Origin of the sequence: Mesorhizobium sp. 2RAF45, from assembly GCF_052115225.1 — a bacterium.
GTDB lineage: Bacteria > Pseudomonadota > Alphaproteobacteria > Rhizobiales > Rhizobiaceae > Mesorhizobium > Mesorhizobium jarvisii.
Genome location: NZ_JBFRGG010000021.1, coordinates 1 through 24,791, shown reverse-complemented (window position 1 = coordinate 24,791; position 24,791 = coordinate 1). Strand labels below are relative to the sequence as shown.

Annotated in this window: 25 protein-coding genes; 10 read left to right on the top strand and 15 right to left on the bottom strand. The window is 65.4% G+C overall.

From position 1 onward, the window contains the following. Positions 1–86: 86 nt before the first annotated feature. Positions 87–623, top strand: a complete 537-nt coding sequence (locus AB4Z43_RS31405; protein ID WP_171880376.1) for a hypothetical protein — start codon at positions 87–89, stop codon at positions 621–623. 81 nt (positions 624–704) lie between these two features. Here the strand turns inward: AB4Z43_RS31405 and AB4Z43_RS31400 are convergent, their stop codons facing one another. Next, complete coding sequence (locus tag AB4Z43_RS31400) at positions 705–1,775, bottom strand: phosphatase PAP2 family protein (protein WP_064981822.1); 1,071 nt, start codon at positions 1,773–1,775, stop codon at positions 705–707. A gap of 265 nt (positions 1,776–2,040) precedes the next feature. Beyond that, positions 2,041–2,490, bottom strand: coding sequence for an ester cyclase (locus tag AB4Z43_RS31395; RefSeq protein ID WP_027047062.1), 450 nt, complete (start codon positions 2,488–2,490; stop codon positions 2,041–2,043). A gap of 233 nt (positions 2,491–2,723) precedes the next feature. Here AB4Z43_RS31395 and AB4Z43_RS31390 point away from each other — a divergent pair, with 233 nt between their 5' ends. Next, a complete protein-coding gene (locus AB4Z43_RS31390) occupies positions 2,724–4,823 on the top strand; it encodes an EAL domain-containing protein (RefSeq protein ID WP_441940639.1) in 2,100 nt (699 codons plus the stop codon). Here the strand turns inward: AB4Z43_RS31390 and AB4Z43_RS31385 are convergent, their stop codons facing one another. Beyond that, the gene (locus tag AB4Z43_RS31385; protein WP_019859353.1) at positions 4,824–5,015 is read right to left on the bottom strand and encodes a hypothetical protein; all 192 of its coding nucleotides are present in this window, start codon (positions 5,013–5,015) and stop codon (positions 4,824–4,826) included. Positions 5,016–5,205: 190 nt separating this feature from the next. Between AB4Z43_RS31385 and AB4Z43_RS31380 the strand changes: the two genes are divergently transcribed. After that, entirely contained in the window at positions 5,206–5,931 is a 726-nt protein-coding gene (locus AB4Z43_RS31380; protein WP_441940637.1) for a 3-keto-5-aminohexanoate cleavage protein, read from the top strand. A gap of 13 nt (positions 5,932–5,944) precedes the next feature. On the opposite strand, the gene AB4Z43_RS31375 is transcribed toward AB4Z43_RS31380, so the two are convergent. Together AB4Z43_RS31375 and AB4Z43_RS31370 are read right to left on the bottom strand one after the other, a co-directional pair. Beyond that, positions 5,945–7,465 carry an AMP-binding protein gene (locus AB4Z43_RS31375; protein ID WP_441940635.1) on the bottom strand — a complete coding sequence of 507 codons (1,521 nt, stop codon included), beginning with the start codon at positions 7,463–7,465 and terminating at the stop codon, positions 5,945–5,947. Between the two features lie 45 nt (positions 7,466–7,510). Next, complete coding sequence (locus tag AB4Z43_RS31370; RefSeq protein WP_019859350.1) at positions 7,511–8,326, bottom strand: p-hydroxycinnamoyl CoA hydratase/lyase; 816 nt, start codon at positions 8,324–8,326, stop codon at positions 7,511–7,513. A 140-nt stretch (positions 8,327–8,466) separates the two neighbouring features. Here AB4Z43_RS31370 and AB4Z43_RS31365 point away from each other — a divergent pair, with 140 nt between their 5' ends. Then, positions 8,467–8,931 (top strand): MarR family winged helix-turn-helix transcriptional regulator, encoded by a 465-nt coding sequence (locus AB4Z43_RS31365; protein WP_019859348.1) that lies wholly within the window; start codon positions 8,467–8,469, stop codon positions 8,929–8,931. Between the two features lie 3 nt (positions 8,932–8,934). On the opposite strand, the gene AB4Z43_RS31360 is transcribed toward AB4Z43_RS31365, so the two are convergent. The 3 genes from AB4Z43_RS31360 to AB4Z43_RS31350 all read right to left on the bottom strand — a co-directional run bounded on the left by AB4Z43_RS31360 (position 8,935) and on the right by AB4Z43_RS31350 (position 11,891). Further along, entirely contained in the window at positions 8,935–9,618 is a 684-nt protein-coding gene (locus AB4Z43_RS31360) for a YoaK family protein (RefSeq protein ID WP_441940632.1), read from the bottom strand. After that, entirely contained in the window at positions 9,615–10,748 is a 1,134-nt protein-coding gene (locus tag AB4Z43_RS31355; protein WP_441940630.1) for an NAD(P)/FAD-dependent oxidoreductase, read from the bottom strand. Before AB4Z43_RS31355 ends, AB4Z43_RS31360 begins: the two co-directional genes overlap by 4 nt. Before the next feature lie 147 nt (positions 10,749–10,895). Continuing rightward, complete coding sequence (locus tag AB4Z43_RS31350) at positions 10,896–11,891, bottom strand: ornithine cyclodeaminase family protein (protein WP_441940628.1); 996 nt, start codon at positions 11,889–11,891, stop codon at positions 10,896–10,898. A gap of 131 nt (positions 11,892–12,022) precedes the next feature. Here AB4Z43_RS31350 and AB4Z43_RS31345 point away from each other — a divergent pair, with 131 nt between their 5' ends. After that, complete coding sequence (locus AB4Z43_RS31345) at positions 12,023–12,484, top strand: Lrp/AsnC ligand binding domain-containing protein (protein ID WP_019859344.1); 462 nt, start codon at positions 12,023–12,025, stop codon at positions 12,482–12,484. A gap of 91 nt (positions 12,485–12,575) precedes the next feature. On the opposite strand, the gene AB4Z43_RS31340 is transcribed toward AB4Z43_RS31345, so the two are convergent. Beyond that, complete coding sequence (locus tag AB4Z43_RS31340) at positions 12,576–13,085, bottom strand: DUF2867 domain-containing protein (protein WP_441940626.1); 510 nt, start codon at positions 13,083–13,085, stop codon at positions 12,576–12,578. A 187-nt stretch (positions 13,086–13,272) separates the two neighbouring features. Then, entirely contained in the window at positions 13,273–14,172 is a 900-nt protein-coding gene (gene gcvA, locus AB4Z43_RS31335) for a transcriptional regulator GcvA (protein ID WP_441940624.1), read from the bottom strand. 127 nt (positions 14,173–14,299) lie between these two features. Here gcvA and AB4Z43_RS31330 point away from each other — a divergent pair, with 127 nt between their 5' ends. Together AB4Z43_RS31330 and add are read left to right on the top strand one after the other, a co-directional pair. Further along, positions 14,300–15,004, top strand: coding sequence for an SDR family oxidoreductase (locus AB4Z43_RS31330; RefSeq protein WP_019859341.1), 705 nt, complete (start codon positions 14,300–14,302; stop codon positions 15,002–15,004). Between the two features lie 112 nt (positions 15,005–15,116). Continuing rightward, a complete protein-coding gene (gene add / locus AB4Z43_RS31325; RefSeq protein ID WP_441940622.1) occupies positions 15,117–16,109 on the top strand; it encodes an adenosine deaminase in 993 nt (330 codons plus the stop codon). Positions 16,110–16,148: 39 nt separating this feature from the next. Here add and AB4Z43_RS31320 read toward each other — a convergent pair whose 3' ends face one another. From AB4Z43_RS31320 to AB4Z43_RS31310, 3 genes are all read right to left on the bottom strand, one after another. Further along, positions 16,149–18,584 carry a putative bifunctional diguanylate cyclase/phosphodiesterase gene (locus AB4Z43_RS31320; RefSeq protein WP_441940620.1) on the bottom strand — a complete coding sequence of 812 codons (2,436 nt, stop codon included), beginning with the start codon at positions 18,582–18,584 and terminating at the stop codon, positions 16,149–16,151. Between the two features lie 162 nt (positions 18,585–18,746). Further along, complete coding sequence (locus AB4Z43_RS31315; RefSeq protein WP_441940618.1) at positions 18,747–20,027, bottom strand: cytochrome-c peroxidase; 1,281 nt, start codon at positions 20,025–20,027, stop codon at positions 18,747–18,749. A 67-nt stretch (positions 20,028–20,094) separates the two neighbouring features. After that, a complete protein-coding gene (locus AB4Z43_RS31310) occupies positions 20,095–20,577 on the bottom strand; it encodes an Lrp/AsnC family transcriptional regulator (RefSeq protein ID WP_019859338.1) in 483 nt (160 codons plus the stop codon). A gap of 109 nt (positions 20,578–20,686) precedes the next feature. On the opposite strand from AB4Z43_RS31310, the gene AB4Z43_RS31305 reads away from it, so the two are divergent. Next, positions 20,687–21,220: an RBBP9/YdeN family alpha/beta hydrolase gene (locus AB4Z43_RS31305; RefSeq protein ID WP_441940616.1), complete on the top strand. Its 534-nt coding sequence runs from the start codon at positions 20,687–20,689 to the stop codon at positions 21,218–21,220. 10 nt (positions 21,221–21,230) lie between these two features. Here the strand turns inward: AB4Z43_RS31305 and AB4Z43_RS31300 are convergent, their stop codons facing one another. Continuing rightward, complete coding sequence (locus AB4Z43_RS31300; RefSeq protein WP_038652985.1) at positions 21,231–21,824, bottom strand: DUF922 domain-containing protein; 594 nt, start codon at positions 21,822–21,824, stop codon at positions 21,231–21,233. 106 nt (positions 21,825–21,930) lie between these two features. Between AB4Z43_RS31300 and AB4Z43_RS31295 the strand changes: the two genes are divergently transcribed. After that, positions 21,931–22,428, top strand: a complete 498-nt coding sequence (locus AB4Z43_RS31295) for a hypothetical protein (RefSeq protein WP_441940614.1) — start codon at positions 21,931–21,933, stop codon at positions 22,426–22,428. 4 nt (positions 22,429–22,432) lie between these two features. On the opposite strand, the gene pdxR is transcribed toward AB4Z43_RS31295, so the two are convergent. Further along, a complete protein-coding gene (gene pdxR / locus AB4Z43_RS31290) occupies positions 22,433–23,875 on the bottom strand; it encodes a MocR-like pyridoxine biosynthesis transcription factor PdxR (RefSeq protein ID WP_441940612.1) in 1,443 nt (480 codons plus the stop codon). 5 nt (positions 23,876–23,880) lie between these two features. On the opposite strand from pdxR, the gene AB4Z43_RS31285 reads away from it, so the two are divergent. Further along, complete coding sequence (locus AB4Z43_RS31285) at positions 23,881–24,636, top strand: pyridoxamine 5'-phosphate oxidase family protein (protein WP_069092578.1); 756 nt, start codon at positions 23,881–23,883, stop codon at positions 24,634–24,636. Positions 24,637–24,791 lie beyond the last annotated feature (155 nt).

Below are 24,791 nucleotides of genomic sequence, written 5' to 3'. Positions count from 1 at the left end.
TCCAAGCAACAACAGCCACAGCGCTTGCCTGCCGGGCCTCCGTATTTCCGGCGGCCGGCCAGCTGTGCTTTTTCAAGAAGAATGGAATGGACATGATGTCAAATCTTCGCAACAGGCTCGTCATGGCGGGGGCCATGCTGGCAGTCTGCGCCACCTTCGCACAGGCGCATCAGGAAGCGGCCAGCACCGAGACGGGTTCGAATCCGCTGGCCGAGAAGGTACGGGCGGCCAACAGCCGGTTCCTCGACGTCAAGGCGGCGACGGCCGAGGGCTACGCGCCCATTCCCTGCGCCAGCGGCATCAGCGGCGGCGCCATGGGCATCCACTACGTCAACGGCCAGTATCTGAAGGACGACAAGATCGACATCGCCCGTCCCGAGGCCGTGATGTACGAGCCGATGGCCGATGGTACGCTGAAGCTGGTGGCGGTCGAATACATCACCTCGAAGGGGCCGGCGTCACTGGAAGGCCAGCTGTTCAACTTCAACAGCGCCCCCAATCGCTATGGCCTGGGTGAATTCTACGAGCTGCATGTCTGGGCCTGGAAGGGCAACCCGACCGGCACGTTCGCCGACATGAACCCGAAAGTGTCGTGCGAACACACGATGGCGCCGAGCCAGTAGCCGGCAAGGTCAGGCGGCGCCAATGCCGTCTGGCCTTCCGAAAGGCGGTGGGGTTGTTCGCCCGGCCTCAGCCAGGCCCGGTCATTGCGGCGCCGGTTCGGGCAGAGGCAGGCGCATCCCGATGGTGTCGCGGCTCGTCCGCGGCAGAACGAAACGGCCGGTCAGGTACCAGATCACGGACACGACAAGGATCGAAAGGTAGCCGTCCACGGCATAATGCCAGCCTGTGTAGACCGAGCCGAACAGGATGAGCGCCGCGAAAGACCAGCCGGCGACGGCCCAGCGGCGGCCGAAACCGCTCAGGAAGAACGCGTTGAGCGTGACGAAGGCGACATGCATGCTTGGCATGGCGGAGATGCCGCCGCCCAGATCGGGGCGGCCGCTTGTGTAGGCTGTGAGCAGATAGCTGGCATACATACGGACCGGCGCGGCGTAGCCGTTCCGCGCCAGGGCGGTCCGCAATCCGGCAAACCGGTCGCCGCCGTAGAACTGGTCGTGAAATATCGGGCCGGCGGAAGACAGCGCCATGGCCAGAACGGTGCCGCACAGGATCGTGGTCAGCGCGAGCGCCCAGAGATAACGCAGACGCGCTGCCGGGCTGTTCCAGAAGGCGACGAACAGCAAGGTGCCGAACCATTGCACGTGCCAGCCATATCCGTAAGCGATGAAGATGACAGCCGAAATGGATTCGGGAACGACGCGATGAGCCCATGTCCAGGGATCGGCGCCATGCAGCCCAACATCGAGCTCCACCAGCATGCGGTCGGCATAGAATGGCACGATGTCGGGGATGGCGATCTTGAAGGCGGTAAAGGCGGTTATGCCGAGAAAGGACAGGAGGATCACCGGTGCGGCGCCAAGCCAGCGCTGCCTGAGCATGTCGAGCATGAACCGTGTCGGGCTATGCCTGGCAAATGTCAGCGCCATGACGCCGAGGCCGGCGGCAAGAAGCGTCGGCAGGAAGAAGACGAATGGCTCCGCGTAGGATTGCGCCAGGTGCATATAGCGGCCCGGCTGCAGGCAAAGCGCGGCCAGGGAATAGGCCAGGCACAATGCGGTCAGCAGCCAGCCGCTCCTGGTCGCGGCGATGTCCAGGTCAAAAACGCCAAGCGGGCGGCGTTTGCCGTTCCGCTGCGCGGTGTGCGCACTCATTGAGGAAACCCGCCAACTGCCCAAGCATTAACAGGGGTATTTCGTCGATGAAGTATTACTATTCGATTACACTTTGGGGTGGATAAAAAATACAAATATTGAATGCTTATATTTCTTCCCTTTCCGTCAAGGATTCGTTGACGAAGATGTCATCGTTGAATGCAGAAGTAGTGTCTGCGCCGGAGCGGTTTCCAAACCCGAAAGGTTGCCGGGCTTCGGCCGCAGTCGAAGCGGGCCATCGCCTGGTCGGCGATGGCCCTGCGGATCAGGCGGCCCTGATCAGGCCGAGTTGGGTCAGCGCCGCGACGCCGTCGTCGAGGCCGATCTCCTCAACGATCCTGCCGTCGATCACCTTCAGCACCGTGGTGCCGGTGAAGCGCATGGCGCGGCCGGTGGCGGCGGGCAGCGAACCGGCGAGGAAATCGCCGAAAGCCGGGCCGGTATGCGTGCCGCCGCCCTCCCACTGGCCGACGACAAAATCGCCCTCGGCGATGAGATCGGCGGTGGCCCAGAAGTTGAGATCCGGGAAGGCGGCGCGGAAATCGGTCATGAAGGCCTTGATGTCGTCGCGGCCCCGGCGTGGCTCATGCAGCGAATATTTGAGCAGCATGTCGGGCGCGGCGATGTCGTCGACGACGGACAGATCGCAGGTTTCACCCCAGAAGTCGGTGAACCATCTGACGACGACGGCCTTGTTGTCTTCCTGTTTGGTCATTGGGAGCGTCCTTTCGTGTTTTGCTGGGTCATCCGCGTACCAGTGTCGCTGATGACCTGAGCCATCCCTAGGACCATCGGGGGAGCGCAAAACTCCGGTTCTTGCCGGCCAATCGAAAGACGAGGCGCCACGAAATATTGCAGGCGGGAAGGCATGCCTGCCGGGGCCCGGTAACTGTTTCTTCTCTGGTTTTGTCGCAGATTGCCCGCGGGTGGAGCAGGCGAAAACAGACGATGGCGCGTCAGGGCAAGAAAAGTCGCAATGGAGCGTTCTGGGCCAAGGCCCTGGAGCGGGCCCATCTTGGCGTCTGGGATTGGGATCTTCGCACCGGCGACTGCTTCTATTCGCCGACCTGGGCGCGAATGCTGGGCTACGAGGAAGATGAACTCGCCAACACCAGCGATCTGTGGCTGCAGCTCACCCATCCCGACGACCGCGAGCGGGCGCTGGCCAGCGGCGACCGCCACATTGCCGGGCTGACCGATGCCATCGAGACCGAACTTCGGCTGAAGCACAAGCAGGGCCACTGGGTGTCGGTGCTCGACCGCGGCGGCATCGTCGAACGCGGCGCCGATGGGCGGCCGCTGCGGCTGATGGGCGTGCAGACCGATATTTCGAAGCAGAAGGCGGCCGAGGCCGCGCTCGAACAGGTCACCATGCGCTTCCGCCTGGCACTCGCCGCCAGCGGCACCGGAATCTGGCACCACGACATCGCCACCCACAAGAGCTATTGGGATGCCCGCACCAGGGACATATTCGGGCTCGTTGCCGATACCGACGAGGTGACGGCCGACCTTTGGCACAGCTTTCTGCACCCGGACGACAAGGAAGCCACCGAGCGGGCGCATTTGCCGCCTCCGGGCTCGGACGCGGTCACCGCCTGGCAATACCGCATCATCAAGCGTGACGGTGAGATCCGCCATGTCGAATCGCTGGTGCGCTTCGTCGCAGCTGCGGGTGCCGCCGGCCAGGTCCTCGGCACGGTGCGCGACATCACCGAGGACAAGCTGCGCGAACAGGAGCTTGCGTTCGCCGCCCGCCACGATGCGCTGACCGGCCTGTGGAACCGCGCCGCCTTCGACAGGCTGCTGGCCGACCACATCGCCGCGGGCGTGCCGCTGGCGGTGTTCTACGTCGATCTCGACTACTTCAAGGCGCTCAACGACTTCGCCGGCCACGCCGCAGGCGATCTGGCGCTGAAGAGCGTGTCGGCGGGGATTAGCCGCTGCCTGCCGCCATCGGCGCATGCGGCGCGGCTCGGCGGCGACGAGTTCGCCCTGCTGGTGCCCCATTGCGATCCCGCGCAGGCCGAGCGGCTGGCCGGAGCCATACTGGCGGCCGTGCGCGGCGCCGATCTCGGCCTTGCCGCGACCGCGCGGCGGCTCGCGGCGAGCATCGGCATCGCCATTGTCGACGACCGGGCGACCACGGTCGCCGATGCGCTGGCCTGCGCCGACGATGCCTGCTACGCGGCCAAGGCCGCCGGGCGCGATCGCTTCGCGGTGTTTTCGGCCGAGGCCGCCACCGGCGGCCTCAACGCGGCGCGGCTCGCCGCCGACACGGTCGACGCCATGGAGGACGGCCGGCTGAAACTGTTCGGCCAGGAGATCCACCGGCTGGGCCGGCCTTGGCAGGAGACCCGCCATGTCGAGGTGCTGGCGCGGCTCGCCGGACGCGGCGGCAAACTCATCCCGCCCAGCGAATTTATCCCGGCGGCGGAGCGCTTCGGCATCGCCGCCAGGCTCGATCGCTGGATCATCCGCACCGCGCTGTCGCGGCATGGCGCGGCGATGAAGTCCGGCGCGATCACGCTCGGCTTCAACCTGTCGGCGCAGACACTGAGCGATCCCGGACTGTGGGATTTCGTCGACAGCATCATCGAGGAGACCGGGGCGCCGCATTCCGGCATCGGCTTCGAGATCACCGAAACCGCCGCCGTCACCAATTTCGACGCCGCCGAGACGTTCGTGCGCAAGGCGCGCGAGCGGCGCTGCAAGGTCAGCCTCGACGATTTCGGCGCCGGCATGAGCTCGTTCGAATATCTCAGGCGCTTTCCGGTCGATGCCATCAAGATCGACGGTTCCTTCATCGAGCACATCGCCGAGAGCCGCTTCGACCGCGAGATCGTCTCGGCCATATCAGGCATTGCCCGCAGCGTCGGCTGCGCCGTCGTGGCCGAGAAGATCGAGCAAGCCGAGACGCTCGACATCCTGCAGGCGATGGGCGTCGATTTCGGCCAGGGTTTCCTGCTGCACCGGCCCGAGCCGCTGGAGCAGATCGTCGCGCGCGCCACCGGGACGGCAAGCGCGGCGCCGGCCCGCAAGGCGTCCTAGTCAGATTTGCCGCACCATCGCTTGCGGAAATTCCAGCACGCCGGTCTCGGGCCGCCTATGCTGGGCTTCCGCCACCGTCTCGATCAGGAGGTCGAGGGCCTCGCATGCCGAGCGGCTCGTCTCATCATTGCCGCGCAGATAATGATAAGCGCGTTCGAGATGGATGCGGGCGGCTGAAAAATCGCTGGTCAATGGTTCCCTCCATGATCCCGCCCTAATTTATCTTGGCCGCTCCGGCGGAATGAGGGGTAAATATCCACAGGCGGGTTTTATTCAAATGCCGAGGAATCATGGCCGCGCTGTCAGGAGAGACAGCGCGCAACGCTTTGCCCTGCCTTGTCGTGCGTCTAGACTGCGGCTTCCCTTGTCCGAGGTGACATTGATGATCGTCCAGGCCTGCATCAACGGCGTGCGTCCGCGCGACTTTCACCCGAAGCTGCCGCTGACGGCGCAGGCCATGGCCAGCGATGCCGCTGCCTGCGTCGCGGCCGGTGCCGCCGAGCTGCACATCCATCCGCGCGACGCCGACGGGCGCGAAAGCCTGGCCGCCGTCGATGCAACGGTGCTGGCCGTGCGCCGGGCCTGCCCGGGCACGCTGGTCGGCGTGTCGACTGGCGCCTGGATCGAGAACGATGTCGCACGCACCCGCGCGGCGATCGCCGGCTGGCGGGAGCTGCCCGACTACGCCTCGGTCAACCTCTCCGAGGCCGATGCGCCCGCCGTGATGGAGCTGCTGCGCCAGCGCGGCGTCGGCATCGAGGCCGGGCTTGCCACCGTTGCCGATGCCGAGCGGTTCGTGGCGCTTGCCGATCACGACCGGGTGCTGCGCATCCTGATCGAGATCGACATACAGGACCTCGCCGCAGCACTTGACGAGGCAAGCGGCATCGCCGCCGTGCTCGAGCGCGCCGAAGTGCGGCGGCCGACCCTGCTGCACGGCGTGGACGCCACCGTCTGGCCGTTCGTCGAGTTGGCCCGCCAAAAGCGCTGGTCGACGCGCGTCGGGCTGGAAGACGGCAGGACGCTGGCGGATGGAACGGTGGCGAAGGACAATGCGGAGATCGTCGCGACTGCGGCGTCGGTTTTCCGCTCCGCGTCCGCCGGCTGAATGGCGGTCTGCCTCAGCTCTGCTTGCGGACAGGTGCTGTCCAGCTGCGCAAAATGTGTTTCTGGATCTTGCCGGATGCGGTGCGCGGCAGTGCATCGGTGAGCAGGAACTCTTTCGGCACCTTGTAGCGGGCGATGCGGGCGCCGCAATGGCTTGCCAGATCGGCCGGATCGACGGCGCATCCGGGTTTCACCACGACGAAGGCGCGCCCGACTTCGCCCCAGCGCGCATCGGCGATGCCGATCACGGCGGCTTCGGCGATGCCGGGATGGTCGAGCAGCACGGTTTCGATCTCGACGGGATAGACGTTCTCGCCGCCGGAAATGAACATGTCCTTGCGGCGGTCGACGAGGGTGACGAAGCCTTCCCCGTCGCGCCGCGCTATATCGCCGGTGCGGAACCAGCCATCGGCGGTGAAGGCGCGCTGCGTTTCTTCCGGCCGGTTCCAATAGCCCGGCGTGATCGAGGGGCCGGACAGCCATATCTCGCCGGGCTCGCCGGCCGCGACGTCGCGGCCATCGTCGTCGACGAGGCGCAGGCCGATCGTCGGCGCCGGCAAGCCGGCCGAGCCTGCCTTGCCGGCGATGCGGCCGGCCTCGACCGGCATGCCAAGCACCGTGCCTGCCTCGGTCATGCCGAAGCCGTCGGCCATGCGCACGCCCTGGGCCAGCCACCAGCGGATATCCGTGGCCGGATTTGGCGCGCCGCCGGTGAAGATGGCGGTGAGCGAGGTCCAGCGCGACGGCGCGAAGTCGGGGTGGTCACGCAGCATCCTGGCCATCTGCGGCACGCAGAAATAATGAGTGACGCCGAGGGCGGGATCGGCGAGGCGGCGATTGGTGGCACCGGCATCGAAGCCGGGTGAGATCAGCACGGTGCCGCCCTGAAGCAGCGTCGGGCGCAGGCTGGTGATGAGGCCGATGACATGGAACATCGGCGCGTCGCAGAGGAAGATGCTGGCATTGCCGACCCGGCCCAGCACGCCGAAATTGACCGCCGTGGCGAAGGCATTGCGCTCGGTGACGATGACGCCCTTTGGCCGGCCCGACGTGCCCGATGTGTAGAGGATTATCGAGGGCGCATCGTCGGCGGGCAGGGGACGGCGCGGCGCCGGCGCCGCTGCCTCGACCGCCACCGCGAAGGCGGCGACATCGACAGGGATGCAGCGCCCGGGCAATGCCGCCTGCGGGACGGCGTCATGCAACAGCAGCGCCGGATCGCAATCGGCAAGGATCGCCTGCTGTTCGGCACTTGCAAGGCGCCAGTTGACCGGCACGAAGATGGCGCCGAGCCGCATTGCGGCCTGCTGCAGGATCAGGAGGTCGGCGCTGTTGCGGGCCAGCGTGGCGATCCGTTGCCCAGGCTTGACGCCGTAGCCGGTTTCGAGAACGCGCACAGTGCGCTGGATGGCTTCGTCAAGCGCGGCATAGGTCCAGCGCCGGCCGGAGGCCAGGTCGACGCAGCCAACACGGTTTGGCTGCGCGCCGGCATGCAGGGCCACCGGGTCTGAAGTCGTCAAGGCCGGCATGCGCATCTCCTCCCAGATTGCGTCGATGGCTCGCGTCGTTGGCTTGTCGCGTCATCTGGCCTTGTCGTAAGTGCCGAGGCCCGGCTTGTAGCTCTTCTCGTCGATGAACTGGCGGATGCCTTCCTTGCGGCCCTCATTGTCGTGCGAGTTGGCCGCCTCCTGGGCGCGGACCAGATAGTCCTCGGCATTGTCATAGGTCATTTCGCCGACGCGGCGGATGGCGTCCTTGGTGGCCTTCAGCGCGATCGGGTTCTTCTTCAGAAGGATGTTGGCGACCTCGGTGACCCGCGCCTTCAACCGCGCCAGCGGCAGGCTTTCATTGACCAGCTTCCAGGCGGCGGCCTTCCTGCCATCGATGAGTTCGCCGGTCAGCGCGTGGTACATGGCATCGCGCATCGACAGCAGGTCGACCACCACCTTGGTGGCGCCGCCGCCGGGCAGGATGCCCCAGTTGATCTCGGACAGAGCGAACTGCGCCTCGTCGGCGGCAAAGGCGAGGTCGCAGGCGAAGAGCGGGCCATAGCCGCCGCCAAAACACCAGCCATTGACCATGGCGATGGTCGGCTTGCCGTACCAGCGCAGGCGCCGCCACCAGCCATAGGCTTCGGATTGCGCCTTGCGGATGGCGCCGAGCCCCTTGGCTTCGGTCTCGCGGAAATACTCCTTGAGGTCCATGCCCGCCGACCAGGCGCTGCCTTCGCCCGACAGCACGAGCACACCGACATCGGCGCGATACTCGAGTTCGTCGAGAACCTCCATCATGCGTCGGTTGAGCGCCGGATTCATGCAATTGCGCTTGTCCGGTCGGTTGAAGCGCACCCAGGCGATGCCGTTCTCGACGTCGAAGGCCACGGTTTCGTCGGTCATGGTCGGTCTCCTCCCGCTCCATCACAGTCATGGGCAATTGCTATAGTCATGGAAATTGCTATGGAGCATAGCGATCTCAATTGCTATGTCGCATAGTCTTTTTCGCTTGACAAGAGCCGGCGTCGCGGCGATCGGTTGGCATGGACGAAACCCAGCCTCACACCGGGCCAGAAATGATGCCCGACGACGCGCTCGATGCGCAGGTCGGCTACAATCTCAAGCGGGCCTCGGCTTTCGCGCTCAATGATTTCGCGGTCGAACTGACCGAAGCGGGCCTGCGCCCGGTCACCTACGGCATGCTGGCGCTGATCGACGAGCGGCCTGGCATCCGCGCCGCGGAACTGTGCCGTCTTCTCGGCATGAAGAGTGCCAACATGGCGCCGCTGCTTGCCGAACTGGAAGAGCGCGGGCTGGTCGAGCGCGACGACCATGCCGAGGACAGGCGCGTGCGGATGCTGACCCTGACGCCGGCGGCCAGACAGGCCATGCCTGGCTGGCGGCGACAGGTTCGCCGGCACGAGGACAGGTTCCTGCAAAGGCTGACGAAGAAGGAGCGGGCGACGCTGCTGCGCCTGCTGCGCCTGATCTGGACGGAGGAAGGGTGAGGGCTAGTTGGCTTCCTCGTCCGGCGCGGAAAGCCGCAGCATCAGGGCGAGCAGTGCGATCACCGGCGGAACGATAAAACACCAGACATTGGCGTAGGCATAGCCGAGGGCGGCGGCCGCGCAGCCGGCGGCGAAGACGGCGACCGCCGCCGCCATGCGCCGCAGGCGGGCAATGAGTGCCGGGCGGCCCTCCGGTACCGGACCCCCGATGAGGTCGGCGAGGTCGATCATGATCTGGGTGGTGGTGCCGGTCATCAGCGTCGAGGGCGGGGCGGCCGCCAGGTGGACCCGGTGCACCGCGTTCTGGATCGCCATGGCGGCGACCAGCACCATGCCGGTTACGATGGCGGCCGCGCTGTCGCCGCTGGCAAAGGGGCCAAAGCGGATCGCCAGGGCGGCGCCGATGACGAGCAGCGCCAGTTTGGTTCCTAACAGGACCCCGAGCGCCTGATGTCCGCGCCGGCGCAAATGCTCGCCGGCCAGCCGGGTCAGGATGACGACGATGCAGAACACCGGCAGCGCCAGCAGCTTTGCCAGAACGCCCGAAATGCCGAGCACAAGGGAAGCACCGAGGGTGACGAAATTCCCCGTCACATGCGCGGTGAACAGGCCCTGCAGCGCCAGGAAGCCGGCCGTGTCGACATAGCCGCCATTGAGGCTCAGCAGCAGCGGCAGTGTGGGCTTCATGGCGCCGTCGCCGGAACCAGGAAGCGGTAGGGCGCCAGCGCCGCGGCGGTGACGCCGAGTGCCGTGACATCCTCCGGCAGGGGCTCGCCGCGCATCAGCGCCGCGCTCAGCCTGGCCAAGGTCAGCGACACCTGGAAACCATAGCCGCCCTGGCCGCCGAGCCAGAAGAAGCCGGGCAGGCGCGGGTCGAAGCCGGCGACCGGCGTGCGGTCCGGCGCGAAGGTGCGCAGGCCCGCCCATGGCGTCGACGGACGGCCGATGCGCATCGTCGTCGCCTGCTCGATGCGGTCGACGGCGATGGCGACATCGATATCTTCCGGCCAGGCGTCGCAAGGCTCGGAATCGGTCTCGTCGGCGAGCGAGCCGATCAGCCTGCCGGCGTCGGGCTTGAAGTAGAATTGTTCGTGCAAGTCGACCACCAGCGGCCAACTGGCGATGTCGGTGCCGGCGGGCGGATCGAACAGGAAGGCGGTGCGTCGCTTGGGCTGGAAGCCGAGGCCGGAAAGCCCCGCCAGGCCAGCGACGACATCGACCCAGGCGCCGGCGGCGTTGACGACGATGTCGGCTGGATAGACACCGGCGCTCGTTTCCACGCGCAGGCCGCCGCCGTCTTGCGAAATGGCGCGCACCTCCTCGCCGGTGCGGATTGTGCCGCCGCCGGCCTTCAGCGCCGAGGCGCAGGCCGCCAGCATCTTGCCGGTGTCGATATCCACGGCGTCCGGCTCATAGGCGCCGCCGCAAGTGGCTTCAGCGGCAATGGCGGGAACCAGCGCGTGGAGTTCGGCCGACGACAGGCGGCGCACGCTGGGTACCAGCGCCTGCAATTCATCGGCCAGCTTGTCGATCGCGGCGCCGTCGCCTTTCCAGCCGACATGCAGCGCGCCGCGCCGATGGGCGATGAAGCCGCCTTCGACGATTGCCTGCCGGCTGGCCAGCGTCAGCGCGCGCACCAGCCGGTTGCCGTAGGTCTCGGTGAACAAAGCGGCGGAGCGGCCGCTGGCGTGATAGCCAAGATGTGGCTCGCGCTCGAGGACGGTGACCTCAGCCCAATCCCGCAAGGCCGCCGCAAGCGACAGGCCGGCAATGCCACCACCGATGACGACGATTTTTTGGGGAGGATTCGACTGCATGCAGCAGTCGTAAAAATGATTTCGTATCCAGTCAAACGGTGCGACCAGCCCTTGGTCGTTTGCGCAGCCATTTCTTCCCGTTCCAAGGAGAGAAATGGCCGGCAGGGCAATGAGGGCAGCGCTGGCTCCGATGATCGGCAGCGTCCTCTACAAGGTCACAGCCCGCCCCAATCCTCGACGAACCGCCTCGCGATAAGCAAGGTCGGCCGCCACCAGGTCCTCCATGGCAACACCCATGGCCTTGTAGACGGTGATCTGGTCGGCGCTGGTCCTTCCCGGCCGCAGCCCAAGCAGCATCTCGCCAAGCTCGGTTCCGGTTTGCGGATCGATGCCATCGAGTTCGCAAGAGCCGACCGGGGTAGGGGCGAAGGCGTCCCTGGTCTCGACGAACAGGCTGGCCCGGCCGACAAGCTCGACCGGCAGTTCGCCCCCGGGCGGGGCGACGCCCACCGACGAGACATGCGTGCCGGGCCGCAGCCATTCGGTGGCGATCACCGGCTGGTAGGAATGCGTGGCCAGGCACACGACATCCGACGAGCGCACCGCGGCCTCCAGATCGCTGACGGCGACGACGCCCGGATGCAGCGCTGCCAGTGCCTGCGCGTCCGCGAACTCCTTCGAGGCAACGCGGATTTCGGTGAAGTCCCGCACCAGCGGCAGAAGGTGCAAATGCTGACGGGCCTGCACGCCGGCGCCGACCACCGTCGCCACCCTGGCGTCGCGGCGGGCCAGTTCCCGCACCGAGAGCACGGCCGAGCCGGAGGTGCGCACGGCGGTGATATAGGTGCCGTCCATGACGCAGACCGGCATGCCCGTTTGCGGGTCGAACAGGTGGATGGTGGCGAGATGGCTGGGGATCGCGCGGGCGATGTTGCCTTCGAAGACGTTGACGATCTTCACCGTCAGATGCATGCCCGCCATCCAGGCCGGCATCGCCAGCGAATAGCCGGCTTGCGGAATGTCGAGCTGTGGCCGCGCCGGATTGACGATCTCGCCGCGGGACAATGCCTTGAAGCCCTCCGCCAACGCATCGAGAAGCCGGCGCAGGTCGATGCATGTTTTCACCTCGCCTTCGCTCAGGATGAGCACAGCTGTGTCGCCCTTGGTCTGGGCACTGCGGGTGGTTCGTATGGTCGATGTCATGGGATTTACCTTGGTCGGGTTGCGTTGCCCGCCAACGGTATTGCCACTCGACAGCGTGATGAAATATGCTGTTTTCGCGATTTTTGCGTGATAATCGCGCTATCCGTGGCTGGAAAGTGTGAATTCAAAAAATGGACGATCTCGACCGTATCGACCGCTCGCTGTTGCGCTTGCTGCAGGAGGATGGCCGTCGCACGACGCTCGATCTGGCCCGCCGCGTCGGCCTGTCGCCGACCGGGGCGGCGCAACGCATCAAGCGGCTGTTCGCCGAAGGCTTCATCCGGGCGGTGCGGGCCGTTCTCGACCCGGCCCGGATCGGGCAGGCACAACTCGTCTTCATCGAGGTGCGGCTCGATCATACGGCGCCGCATGTCTTCGACCGCTTCGCCGAGGCGGTTGTGCGGGCGCCCGAGATCATCGAATGCCACATGGTGGTCGGCGGCTTCGACTATCTGGTCAAGGCGCGCATCGCCGATATGGCGATGTTCCAGGATTTCCTGCAGCGGGTGATCCTGCCGCTGCCCGGCGTCAGGGAGACGCATACCTACGCCTCGATCGCCAATGTGAAGCCGGACGCGCTGCTTCCGATCTAGGACGCGGACTCGCTAGCGCCGAGCCGTAGCCTGGACGCTATACGCCCGAAAGCAGACGTACCGAATTTGGTCCAGCCGGCGGCGCGCGACCTCACAGCTCAGATGGCCAGCCCGATCGCTCGGCTCGACGCAAAGACGATTTTACGATCAGGCGATGGAAAGGCGCAATTCCCGCGATATAGGCCCGCCCTCCCAAATGATTGAAGGTCACGACCGTTGTTGCGACAAGTCGACGGCGCAAAGCGGACTCTTCAACCAAAACGGACAAACGGAAGTCGAGATGGCGATCGTCCTCGCCAAGAATAATCTCGTGACGCCGCCGATCGTAGGCCCGAAAGAAATCGATCCTGTCGGTCGCAACGTCATCGCGCAACGCAGACGATGTCTTGAGACCAAACCCCGCAACCAAAGTGTCCCTTAGAGCTATTAGCCAGCCAACCCACCGCGCCTGACCCATAAGCATGTGGGCGGCGAGGCGCTCGGCGTCGCCGGTCGCATTGCTTGGCAGATCGATCGCGAATGCGTCAGCGAAGCCTGCCTCGGCGTAGAGCGGCCTAAGCGCGGAATGTTGCGGCAAATCGACTCGAGCAACGCGCGTCAAAGATGTTCCGCCCCGGACTGAATGGAAGCGAAGAGGTGGTGCGTTCCAATAGCACGAAAGGGCTCTCCATCAAACGTGTCGAGGAACTTCTGCTGATGACCCTTCCGCGACCTCGGGTAACGTCCGCTCTTCCGCAGCTTGGGGGTGAGCGGACATAAGTCGGCAAGCCGCTTGATGAGTACACGCCCTAGACCAGCGGCCGTTCCCCCGCATCCAGCAGCCATTGCCGCACGGCCTGTGTCGGTTCGGGATGGCGCTGCTTTCTCGGCATGACGACATAAAAATCCTGCGTGCCGCGCATATCGCCGCTGACCGGCTGGACCAGGCGGCCGGCGGCGAGATCGGCTGCGACGAGGAAGCGGCTGGCCAGCGCTATGCCCTGGCCGGCGATGGCCGCGTCGATGGCGAGGCTGGTCTGGTTGAAGCGCATGCGCTTGAGCTCGGCCGTCATCTTCAGGCCGACCGCCTTTTCCATGAATTCCGGCCACAGATTGTGCGCGTCGTGCAGCAGCACGTGATGCTGGATTTCGGCCGCCGGGATTTCGGCGGTCCCGATAGGCAGCAGAGCCGGGCTGCAGATTGCGATGATCTGCTGGGGAAACAACAGGTCGACGATCAGGCCGGCGCCGAAGGGCGGGCGGCCTTGCCGCACCGCGACGTCGACGCCGTCGGCCTGGAAGCTCGACAGGCTCTCGCTGGCCAGCACGCGCAGGTCGACCAGCGGATTGTCGGCCATGAAATCCTGCAGCCTGGGGATCAGCCATTTGGTGGCGAAACTCGGCGTCACGCTGATCGTCAGACGTGCCGGTTCGGGGCGCAACAGCTGGGTTGCCTCCGAGATCAGGTCGAAGGCGCGGCGGATGTTGGGCACATAGGCGCGGCCCTGATCGGTCAGCGCCAGGCCGCGCGGCAGCCGCTCGAACAGTTTCGCGCCGAGATGGGTCTCCAGGCCGCGAATGTGCTGGGCTACCGCACCTTGCGTGACGTTCAACTCCTCGGCGGCGATGCGGAAGTTGAGATGGCGCGCCGAGGCCTCGAAGGCGCGCAGCGCATTCAGCGGCGGCAGGCTGAGGAAGGCTTCGGGCATGCAGGAGTTTTTCTACTGGTTGATTTCAGGCATTCTGGTTCGAATCGGGTGACAAGACCAGTTATATCACCGTCCAAATACCGAAAACACCGGTTGCGGTGCCTGCCAACCCTGAGAGGAAAATCCGATGAGTGTAGAAAAAGTGGCTGTTGTCGTGGCCGGTGGCAGCGGCATGGGGGCGGCGGCGGCCAAGCGCCTGGCGGCGGATGGGTTCAAGGTCGCCATTCTCTCATCCTCGGGCAAGGGCGAGGCCCTGGCCAAGGAGTTGGGCGGGCTCGGCGTCACCGGCTCCAACCAATCGAATGACGATCTGCAGCGCCTCGCCGACCTGACGCTGGAGCGTTTTGGCCGCATCGACGTTCTGGTCAACAGCGGCGGCCACGGGCCGCGCGCGCCGATCCTGGAGATCACGGACGAGCAGTGGCGCACCGGCATGGATGTCTATCTGATGAACGTCATCCGGCCGGTGCGCATCATGGCGCCGCACATGATCAAGCAGAAGGGCGGCGCCATCATCAACATCTCGACGGCCTGGGTGGCCGAGCCGAACGCGATGTTCCCGACGTCCGCCGTGTTCCGCGCCGGAGTGACCGCCTACACCAAGATCTTCGCCAACACTTACGCACCGGACAATGTGCGCATGAACAATGTGCTGCCGGGCTGGATCGACAGCCTGCCGGCCACCGAAGAACGCCGCGACAACGTGCCGATGCAGCGCTACGGCACATCAGAGGAGGTCGCCGCGACGATTGCGTTCCTGGCTTCGGAGGGGGCGGGCTATATCACCGGCCAGAACATCCGCGTGGATGGGGGTGTTATCCGGGCGCTGTGAAGCTTCGGAGCTCGCCTCTCTGGTGGCCCATGCGCAATTCTTTCAATCATTTCTTGAAATCGGTACCAGCCGTTTCATGGTTTGATGCTTCCGGCCAAGAGGGGAGACGTCTTTGACCGACTTCATCGGACTGCCGAAAGCCGAAGTGCACATCCACATCGAGGGCTGCTTCGAGGCCGACGATGTGATCGCGAACTGCCAGCAAGCCGGCATTCCGCTACGCGCGCCGCGCGACAGGCTGTTCGAAGCCCATGACCTCAAGAGCTTCCTCGAAATGCTCGACTGGTTGTGCGGGACTTTTCGTACCCGCGAGCAGCTCGCCACCACGGCCTACAAGTTCGCGCAGCGCATGGGCCGGAGCGGCGTGCGCTACGCCGACGTCATCGTCAACCCGACGCACTGGCCGCACTGGCATAAGGACATTGCGGGGATGATCGACGCGTTCGATGCGGGTTTCGCGGCCGCCGAACAGGATGGTCACCCGCCGGTCGGGCTTTGCGTCAGCCTGCTGCGCACCCAGTCGGCGGCGGAATCACTCGAGCTGGTGGCGTTGCTGAGCAGGATCAGGCACAGGCGCGTCGTCGCCCTGTCGATCGACGGCAACGAAGCGGCCGCCGGCCGCACCGGCCCGCGCTTCGCCGAGGCGTTTCGCCGTGCCGGCGCGGCGGGTTTGCGGCGCACCGTTCATGCCGGCGAGTCGAGCGGCCCGGAAGGGGTTCGCGACGCCATCGAATTGCTGGGCGCCGACCGCATCGACCATGGGGTGCGGGCGATCGAGGACCCGGAACTCGTCGACTTGCTGGCGCGCAAACAGATCCTCCTGGGCATCTGTCCGGTCTCCAATCTGGCGCTCGGCGTCTACCCCTCGCTTGCACAACATCCGATCGATGCCTTACGCAAGGCCGGCGTCCCGGTTTCGATCAACACCGACGACCCGTCGCTGCTCGACACCACGCTCGAAGCCTCCTACGCCGCCTGCGCCGAGACCTTCGGCTGGGACGACGAGACCATCCGCCATCTCGCCGCGACATCGGTGCAGGCGAGCTACGCCGATCCGGCGCTGAAGGCGCGGATCCTGACCGATCTGGCGGCCTGGCGGAGGTAGCGGCCGCTGCCGATTTTCGCCATCATGCCGTCTGGCTGATTACGCGGTCAGGGCTTCCGGCTGGTCGAATAGCGCATGAAGCTCGGAGACCGGCATAGGGCGGCCAAAATACCAGCCCTGGACATCCGTGCAGCCATTCTCCTTGACCAGCCTGTACTGGTCCTCTGTCTCGACGCCTTCGGCGGTCGTCGTCATGCCAAGCGTGGTGCCGAGTTCGGCGACGGCCTTGACGATCGCCCGGCTTTCGCTGCTCTCGCACATCAGGCTGACGAAGCTGCGGTCGATCTTGATGCGGTTGAACGGGAACGACCTGAGATAGCTCAGCGAGGAGTAGCCGGTGCCGAAATCGTCCATGGCTATGGAGATGCCGAGGTCGCGCAGACTGTACAGCGTGTTCAGCGTGTTTTCGTTGTTCGCCAACAGCACCGACTCGGTGATCTCCAGTTCGAGCCGTGACGGCAGCAGGCCTGAAGCCGCGAGCGCCGCGGCAACCTGAAGCGACAGCCCCTGCTGTTTGAACTGGGCCGGCGAAAGATTGACCGCGACCTTGACGGGGAGGGGCCATTTCACGGCGTCGGCGCAGGCACGCCGCATGATCCACTCGCCAAGCGCGTCGATGGCGCCTGTCTCCTCGGCCAATTGGATGAACTCCGACGGCGGCAGCAGGCCGAGGCGCGGATGGTTCCATCTTACCAGCGCTTCGAAGCCGGTGAGCTGCGAGGTCTTTGCATCGTGCAGCGGTTGATAATGCAGGACGAACTGTTCTTTCTTCACGCCGAGCGCCAGTTCGGACTCGAGTTGGCGCCGCTCCTGCAGCCTTGCGTCCATTCCCGGCTCGAACGACCTGCAGGTCCCGCGCCCCTCCATCTTGGCCTTGTACAAGGCAAGGTCGGCATTGCGGATAAGGGTTTCCGAACTTTGCCCGTCGTCGGGGAAGACGGCGATGCCGATGCTGCCGCCGATGTTGATCTTGTGGCCCTGGATGGAGACTTCGTCGGACAGGGCATGAATGACACGGCTTGCCAGCACGCCGGCCTCGTCGTCGCCGTCGAGCAGGAGCTGAAGGATGACGAACTCGTCCCCGCCAATTCTGGCGACCATGGCGGTTTCGCCGGCATGGTGTTTCAACCGCTTCGCCACCGCGCCGAGAAGCTCATCGCCGACCGGATGGCCGAGCGTGTCGTTGACCGGCTTGAAACGGTCGAGATCGACGCAATGGACGGCCAGCTTCTCGTCGTCCCTGAGGCTTCGCAATGCCTCGTCCATCGTGTCGGCCAGGAGGCCTCGGTTGGGCAGGCCGGTGAGAATGTCATGCGTGGCCAGATGCTGGATCTGGGCGGTGCGCTGCTCGACCCGACGCTCAAGGGTCTCGGCGGCCTCGACCTGCATCGTCATCGTGCGCCCGATAGCGTACCAGCATGCCAGCGCCAGCAGCGTGACCAACGCGACCGCCGCATAACCGGCCAGTTCGAATTCCCTTACGGACTGGACGTCCATGTTGTTGTCGAACCGGCTGTTGGGGAAACCGGCCCAAAGACGCCATGCGCTCCTGGGATCGTTGAGCGAGAGCGGAATGACTTCGGAATAGATCAGATTGGGGTCGGCCGCCGTGAAGGCACGGGAATCCGCCGCCAGGGCCGTCGACATCCTGTGCTGGTCGGATTCAAAACCGTAGCCTGAATTGACGATGACATAGTCGCTGCCCGGCAACAGTTTCCGCAGCGCCGAGGTAAGCATGATCGCCGAGACGGAGCCGCGCAGGCTGCCATCCTGGCCGAAGACCGGGACCGAAAGGATGAAGCCTGAGCGATCGGCGTCATTGCCGGTATGGATGAAATCGGTGTTGTCGCAGGTGATGAGCTCCTTCGTGCCGATGATCGGCACGTTCAACCCGTCGATGGCGCTCGAATTCGGATAGTTCGTCTTCAGCCAGGCGAGCTGTTTGGCCAGCTCATGGTATTCGTAGGTCTCGATCTCCTCCGGCGGGCGGGTCAGTGCATTCTCGTCCAGCTTCGCCTGTTTGTCGCTGCCGGCGGCATCGGATCTCGCCTTGGCGTTCACGATCAACTGGTCGAACTGGAGGATCGGCTCCTCGAGCTTGCCGGTCGCGGCATCGAAGCGGTCCGGGCTGAAATCCACCGGCAGGAAGTAAACCTCGGAAATGGAGACGTTGTTGGCGAGGTTGTTGTAGATCTGCTGGATCGTCGCGCGGCCCTCATCGCCAAGGTTCGTGCCATGCCGGTCGAGGTTGCGCACGCTCGGCAGATAGCTCAGGGTGCGCACATTCTCGTAGACGGCCCGCAAGGCGTCTTCGACGGTCTTGGCCGTCGCTCTGGAAGCTGCCTGGGAGTTCTCGACATAGCGCTCCTTGGCCAGCGCGAAGTTTCGCTGGGCATCGATATGCAACGCCGCCAGCGTCGCCGCCCCGGTCAACAGGATCACAACAAATCCGGCCGCTCGCCTGAATGCGTTCATCTGCGTCCCACCATCGAGTGACGAGGAATACCGCAAGGCGGTTTAGGAAGCGCTAATGGGATGTGTCTTTCTTTACCGGTCCCAGGCGTTGCGGCGCATCGGATCCGGTAGATCGAGGCACCTTCTTTTCACCGGCGAACAGGCCAAACCGGTTAGGGCGGTTCAGTTCGCTGGCCCCGCCTGCTGGTCGGCGTCGGTAAGCGTGCCCAGGAAGGCGACGATGTCGTCGATTTCGGCGTCGTTGAGCGCCGGTTTGTCGCCGGGCTTTTTGCCGTTGAAGGGTGGATCCCGATTCAAGTTTCCCCAGTAAGCCTTTGGCAGGTCGTCATATTTCCTGACCGTGCCGTCGGCATTCCTGGGATACCAATGGCCCGGATCGGTGTCGCGGCTGGCATAGAAGGCGACCGCGTCGCGCAGCGTGTGCAAGGCGCCATTGTGGAAGAAGCTCTTGCGCAGCGCGACGTTGCGCAGGGTCGGCGTCTTGAACAGGCCGCAATACTCAGTCCGTCCCTTGAAATCGGTGCGCAGCGGGCCGCACAGGCCGAGATCGGCATAGGCGGGGTCGGCATTGGCGGGAAGCGCCGCGTTGCGCGGCACGGCGATGGCGATCAGGCCGAAATCGGTGAATTGCGGCGGCTCGCCGTCATTGGCCGGTTCGCTCAAGTGGCAACTGGCGCAATTGCCCTTGGTCTCGTCCTCGAACAGCGCGCGGCCGCGCAATTCCTGCGCCGTCAGCTCAGCCTTGCCGGCGAGGAAGGCGTCGTAGCGGCTGGAATAGGGGTAGAAGTCAGCAGCGCTCTGCTCGAACGTGCCGAGCGCCTCGGCGGCGGCGTCGAAGGCATCGCTCGCGTGGTCGAACACGTCGTCGCCGAAGGCCGCCTTGAACTCATCGGCATAGGCGGCCTTGCGCAAGGCGGCGGTGACGGCGGCCTCATCCTTGTTGGCCATCTCGAAGGGCGAGAGCAGGGGGATTTTCGCCTGGTCCTTGCCATGGTCGGCGCGGCCGTCCCAGGTCAGGCCGCCGGTCGGACCATTGTCGACGCTCTCGTCGCCCTCGTCCTCGGAATCGTAGAAATGCTCGGTGAAAGAGGGCGCCGCCTGGAGATAGCGCAGCGACGGCACGGCGCGCACGCCCGGTCGGTCGAGGTTTGGACCGCCCATCTCGACCGGATCTGCCGACGCCGGACCGAAGGCGTGGCGCGGGTCATGACAGGACGAGCAGGCCTGCTTGCCCGAAGCCGAGAGAGCGGGATCGAAGAACATTTTGCGGCCAAGGGCGGTCAGCGCTTGCGCCCGGGCAAAAGCGTCGGCGCGCGATAGGGGGCCGGGTTGGACGCTGCCGGTTCCGGCGCGAACAAGAGTTGCCGGCAAAGCGATGGCAAAGCCGAACAACGATGCGGCAGCGGCCGCGATCATCAGGCGTTTGCCTCGTCCTGTCGTCATGCGTTCCAGGTCCATTTCGCTCAGCAGTTAGGTTCGCACTGCAACGGATTGATGACTGGTTCGGCCCTCACGAAACCGTGTTCGCGCGGATCAGTTCGCGGCCGATCGGCTTCGGCGTCTCGCTGCGCAGCACCAGTGCCGTGGTGACCGCGCCATGGCGCGCGACGGCGTCGACGATGGTTTCAAGGTGGGCGGGCGAGGGCACCACCACTTTCAGGATGAAGCAATCCTCGCCGGTCAGTCGGTGAACCTCGGTAATCTCGGGCATTTCGGCGAACTGTTTCAGGCAGGGGCGGATGTGCTCATGCGTGGTGCGCACGCGGATGATGGCCATCATGCCGAGGCCAAGGGCGGCCGGGTCGATCACCGCGGTGTAGCCGGCAATGACGCCGCGCTCCTCCAGCCGCTTGACCCGCTCGGAGGTGGCCGGCTGCGACAGGCCGACCCGCCGGCCGAGCTCCGATATGCCGATGCGGCCATTCTCCTGCATGGCCTCGATGATGGCGATGTCGGTCGGGTCGAGCGGCGCGCGCTCATCGCTGGTCCTCATGGTGTCACTTTGAATCCATCGGCAAGGACATGATCTTTCCGATGATTTCCCATTCCCCGTGCCAATTCAAGACGCCACCATGCACCATCATCGATAGGAGCAAGGCGACATGACACATTTCATCATCCTGCCGGGGAGCGGCGGTTCCGGCCCGGCGCATTGGCAATCGCGGTGGGAAGACGCCAATCCGGCGATGCGGCGCTTCCGGCCCTCAAGCTGGGACCTGCCCGATTTCACCGACTGGCTGGCGGCTCTGGAGGCCGCGGTGATCGCCGCGCCCGAGCCGCCGGTGCTGGTCGCGCACAGCCTGTCCTGCCTGCTTATCGCGCACTGGCAGAAGATTTCGCAAAGGCCCGTGAAGGCGGCCTTGCTGGTCGGCGTTCCCGATTCGGCGTCGGCGGTCTTTCCCGAATACGGTATGGCTTTCGCCAAACTTCCCGAGGGCAAGCTGCGCTTTGCTTCGCTTGTGGTGACCAGCACCAACGACCCCTATGGTTCGGCGGAGTATGCCGAGGCGCGGGCGACGCAATGGGGCAGCCGCATTGTCGTCATCGGGCCGTTCGGCCACATCAATGCCGAAAGCGGCCTGGGCGACTGGCCGGAAGGTTTTGCGCTTCTCGACGGGCTGGTGTCCGAGGCTTGAAGGTGGTGGCTCAGCCGCCATTCACCAAAGCGAGGATAAGCTTCTGCAGATTGCCGCCCGGGCCCAGTTCGACGCGGTCGAAATCGCGGCTGGCCTGGCGCTGCGCCTGCGAGAGTGCGGACAGACGCTTGGTCATCTCGCTCCGGATCTTGCTGCATTTGGGGTCGTCGGCAACCGTCAGGCCGACGGTCGCCGCCTCGATCTTGCGCACCATGTCGACAATGGTGGCGCCATGGACCTTTTCATGGGCACTGACGCCGGCGAGAAAAACCTCCCAGTTCTTCTGGACAGCGGATGGCAGCGGTGAAGTGGGGCTGGGCAAGGTGTAGGTGATGATCAATTTCGGCTTCGCCGACACCAGCACGCAGGCGCCGGCCCGTGCCTGATAGTCCCTGGTCCAGGTCAGCTTGAAATTGGTGTGGGCGATGGCGCGGGCGACGCCGACATTCGGCCCGTTCTCGCCGATCGAGCGATAGAGTTCGGGCCCGGACTGACCCGAAATGGCATAGGTTTCGACCTTCTCGACCGGCTTCCACTGCGCATGGGCGGTGACAGGCAAGGCCACCAGGGCGGCCAGCAGAAGACACAGACGAACTCTCGACACAACGCTCTCCAAACCCGGACCACACGACCTTGCCGCAACGGGCAATGTCACGGGATCGCTTTTCCTATATGCTGGTTGCGGGTGCCGCAATTGTCAGGGGGAAGTCATGAAAGCTGGATATCTTGTCGTCGCCGGTGCCGTGGCCGCATTGCAGGCCGCGCAGCCGGCGTTTGCCGCGTCGTGCAGCGGCTGGAGCGCGAAGATGGAGGAAGACGAGGGCGGCAGCGTGCTGACCGCTTCGGTCTGCGGCGGCCCGAAGGGCGACGCGTATCTGATGCTGGCCTGTTTCGACAAGCCGGTGCTGAGCTACGACCTCGGTGCGAGCGGCCAGCAGCTGGAGCCCGGCCTCAGCGGCGCGTTCGATTTCAAGGCCGACGGCAGGACGGTGACCAAGACCCTGCAGCTGGAGGCAATGTACAATTACTTCGTGGTGGACCTGGAGAAAGCCGATCCGCTGCTCGATCTGTTGCGGGGGAAGGGCGATGTGTCTGTCGGTTCGGCCAAGTATGGTTCGAACAGTTTTGCGCTAAAGGGTTCGAAGGGGGCCATCGGCAAGGTGCTGGCGCAGTGCGGGAAGGCGAAGCCTGCCGCTGATGCGGATTGAGCGGCTACCGCATCACCCCGCCCAACCTTACCGCCGCCGCCCTCAATTCCTCATCCGAAAACCCGGAAAAGCCCAGCACTAGCCCATGCTTGGGCGCGCCGTCGATGAACATCGCGGACAGCGCCCGCGCGCCGACCCCTACGGCCTTCGCCGCTTCGACAATGGCCGTGTCCGGCCCGTTGCCCCTTAGCATCGCCATCAGATGCAGCCCCTGCTCGGGCGCCGTCACATCGAGCCTGTCGCCGCAATGCGCCTGCAGGCCCGCGGCCAGCACGTCGCGCGCGGCTTGCACGCGGCGGCGCACGCGCCTGAGATGGGCGGCGAAGTGGCCTTCGTTCAACAGGTCGGTCAGCGCGCCCTCGGCCAGCGTCGAGGGGTAACGGTCGGAGCGCGCCCTGATCGCCATGACCGCATCGAGCAACGGCTCCGGCACCACGACATAGCCGATGCGCAGGCCGGGGAAGAGCACTTTGGAGAAGGTCCCGAGATAGGCGACGCGGTTCGCGCCATCCATGCCTTGCAGCGAGGTCAGTGGCGGGCCGGCATAGCGGAACTCGCTGTCGTAATCGTCCTCGATGATCCAGGCATCGTTGCGCCGCGCCCAGTCGAGCAAGGCAAGCCGCCGGCGCATCGTCATCGTCACGCCGAGCGGATATTGATGCGAGGGCGTGACATAGGCCGCGCGCGCCTTTGGGCAGAGACGTTCGCCGATCTCGGGATCGAGCCCTTCGCTATCGACCGGCACGGCGACAATCCTGGCGCCGCTGCCGGCCAGCACTGCGTGCGCCATGGGATAGCAGGGGTTTTCCAGCCACACGGCGTCGCCGGGGCGAAGTGCCGCACGCGCCAGGAGGTCGAGCCCCTGTTGCGTGCCCGAGGTCAGCAGGATCTGGCCGGCGTCGCAGCGCACGCCGCGCGCGGTTCGTAGATACGTGGCAATCGCGGTTCGCAGCGGCAGGCCGCCGCGCGGATCGCCGTAGCGGAAATGCTCGGGGCCGGGGCGGGCGAGGTGGCGCGACAGCAGGATGCGGAACACATCAAGCGTGCGCGGGTCGGACACCGCCACGCCAAGGCCGCAAGGCAGCGAGATGGCGGCGTCGATCTCCGGCGGGCGCGCCTTGACCAGCGTTGTCGGCAAATACGGCACGTCGGGAGCGACGAAGGTGCCGGCGCCGACCTTGGCCACGGCAAAGCCTTCCGAGATCAGCATCTCGAAACAGGCGACCGCCGCCGAACGCGACAGGCCGAAGCGCTTTGCAAGGTCGCGGGTGGTCGGCAGCTTTGCGCCGGCAGCCAGCGCGCCGGTCTCGATCAGCCGCCTGAGCGCGGCGTAAAGCTCGCGGCTGCGCGGTCCGTCCCCGGGCAGAACCGGGATCAGCGCCGACCAATCCGGCGGATTGGTCTGATTTTTGTTGCTGTGATTGGTTCTTTTCTCGACCAATGCCATGGCGCATGGTTGGCAGACAACAGCCGAGGATGCAAGCCGTGAACGACGTTGCCGCCAGCTTTCCGACCACCAGCCGCAACCGGGTCAAGCGCCTGCATGAGCGCGGCAGCTACGACCATGCGGCCGTCTTCGCGGTGCTGGATGCCGGGCTGCTGTGCCACGTCGCGTACACCTTCGACGGCCAGCCCTACTGCACGCCGACCATCCACTGGCGCGAGGGTGACATGCTCTACTGGCACGGCTCGTCGGCCAGCCGCATGCTGCGCCAATTGCGCGGCGGTACGCCGGCCTGTCTCACCGTGTCGCATCTCGACGGGCTGGTGCTGGCGCGCACCGGCTTCAACCATTCGGCCAACTACCGCTCGGCGATGTGCTTCGGCACCGCGCGGATCGTTGACGAGCCGGAGGAGAAGATGAAGGCGCTGGCCGGCGTCGTCGACCGCTTCTACCCCGGCCGCAGCGAAACCTTGCGGCCCATCTCGGCGCAGGAAGCCAAGGCGACCATGGTCATCGGCATGCGCATCGAGGAGGCATCGGCCAAAGTGCGCGCCAAGGGCGTCGCCGACGACGAGGAGGATTATGGTCACCCGGTGTGGGCCGGGATCATCCCGGTGCGGACCGTGATCGGCGCGGCCGAGCCGTGTCCGAGGCTGCTGCCCGGCATCGAGCGGCCGGGGAATCTGGCTGGGTATGCAGAAGGAGAAGGGTTGGACGCGGCGTTGATGCAGGCGCAGGCGGTGTATGAGGGCGAGGTTAGTTAGCACCTCTTCCTTCCCCCCTTGTGGGGAAGGTGGATCGGCGCGCAGCGCCGAGACGGATGAGCGACTATCTGAGGTGTCAAGTTGCATTTGCGAATTCGTCACTCGCGTCGCGTGCTTTTGCATTGAGAATGACGAGCAGCTTGCGGGCGAGCGCA

What these genes read in the sequence shown, in the direction of transcription:
- AB4Z43_RS31405 (WP_171880376.1), top strand. Translation starts at nt 87, where the DNA reads ATGGACATGATGTCAAATCTTCGCAACAGGCTCGTCATGGCGGGGGCC.
- AB4Z43_RS31400 (WP_064981822.1), bottom strand. Translation starts at nt 1,775, where the DNA reads ATGAGTGCGCACACCGCGCAGCGGAACGGCAAACGCCGCCCGCTTGGC.
- AB4Z43_RS31395 (WP_027047062.1), bottom strand. Translation starts at nt 2,490, where the DNA reads ATGACCAAACAGGAAGACAACAAGGCCGTCGTCGTCAGATGGTTCACC.
- AB4Z43_RS31390 (WP_441940639.1), top strand. Translation starts at nt 2,724, where the DNA reads ATGGCGCGTCAGGGCAAGAAAAGTCGCAATGGAGCGTTCTGGGCCAAG.
- AB4Z43_RS31380 (WP_441940637.1), top strand. Translation starts at nt 5,206, where the DNA reads ATGATCGTCCAGGCCTGCATCAACGGCGTGCGTCCGCGCGACTTTCAC.
- AB4Z43_RS31375 (WP_441940635.1), bottom strand. Translation starts at nt 7,465, where the DNA reads ATGCGCATGCCGGCCTTGACGACTTCAGACCCGGTGGCCCTGCATGCC.
- AB4Z43_RS31370 (WP_019859350.1), bottom strand. Translation starts at nt 8,326, where the DNA reads ATGACCGACGAAACCGTGGCCTTCGACGTCGAGAACGGCATCGCCTGG.
- AB4Z43_RS31365 (WP_019859348.1), top strand. Translation starts at nt 8,467, where the DNA reads ATGGACGAAACCCAGCCTCACACCGGGCCAGAAATGATGCCCGACGAC.
- AB4Z43_RS31360 (WP_441940632.1), bottom strand. Translation starts at nt 9,618, where the DNA reads ATGAAGCCCACACTGCCGCTGCTGCTGAGCCTCAATGGCGGCTATGTC.
- AB4Z43_RS31355 (WP_441940630.1), bottom strand. Translation starts at nt 10,748, where the DNA reads ATGCAGTCGAATCCTCCCCAAAAAATCGTCGTCATCGGTGGTGGCATT.
- AB4Z43_RS31350 (WP_441940628.1), bottom strand. Translation starts at nt 11,891, where the DNA reads ATGACATCGACCATACGAACCACCCGCAGTGCCCAGACCAAGGGCGAC.
- AB4Z43_RS31345 (WP_019859344.1), top strand. Translation starts at nt 12,023, where the DNA reads ATGGACGATCTCGACCGTATCGACCGCTCGCTGTTGCGCTTGCTGCAG.
- gcvA (WP_441940624.1), bottom strand. Translation starts at nt 14,172, where the DNA reads ATGCCCGAAGCCTTCCTCAGCCTGCCGCCGCTGAATGCGCTGCGCGCC.
- AB4Z43_RS31330 (WP_019859341.1), top strand. Translation starts at nt 14,300, where the DNA reads ATGAGTGTAGAAAAAGTGGCTGTTGTCGTGGCCGGTGGCAGCGGCATG.
- AB4Z43_RS31320 (WP_441940620.1), bottom strand. Translation starts at nt 18,584, where the DNA reads ATGAACGCATTCAGGCGAGCGGCCGGATTTGTTGTGATCCTGTTGACC.
- AB4Z43_RS31315 (WP_441940618.1), bottom strand. Translation starts at nt 20,027, where the DNA reads ATGACGACAGGACGAGGCAAACGCCTGATGATCGCGGCCGCTGCCGCA.
- AB4Z43_RS31310 (WP_019859338.1), bottom strand. Translation starts at nt 20,577, where the DNA reads ATGAGGACCAGCGATGAGCGCGCGCCGCTCGACCCGACCGACATCGCC.
- AB4Z43_RS31305 (WP_441940616.1), top strand. Translation starts at nt 20,687, where the DNA reads ATGACACATTTCATCATCCTGCCGGGGAGCGGCGGTTCCGGCCCGGCG.
- AB4Z43_RS31295 (WP_441940614.1), top strand. Translation starts at nt 21,931, where the DNA reads ATGAAAGCTGGATATCTTGTCGTCGCCGGTGCCGTGGCCGCATTGCAG.
- pdxR (WP_441940612.1), bottom strand. Translation starts at nt 23,875, where the DNA reads ATGGCATTGGTCGAGAAAAGAACCAATCACAGCAACAAAAATCAGACC.
- AB4Z43_RS31285 (WP_069092578.1), top strand. Translation starts at nt 23,881, where the DNA reads ATGGTTGGCAGACAACAGCCGAGGATGCAAGCCGTGAACGACGTTGCC.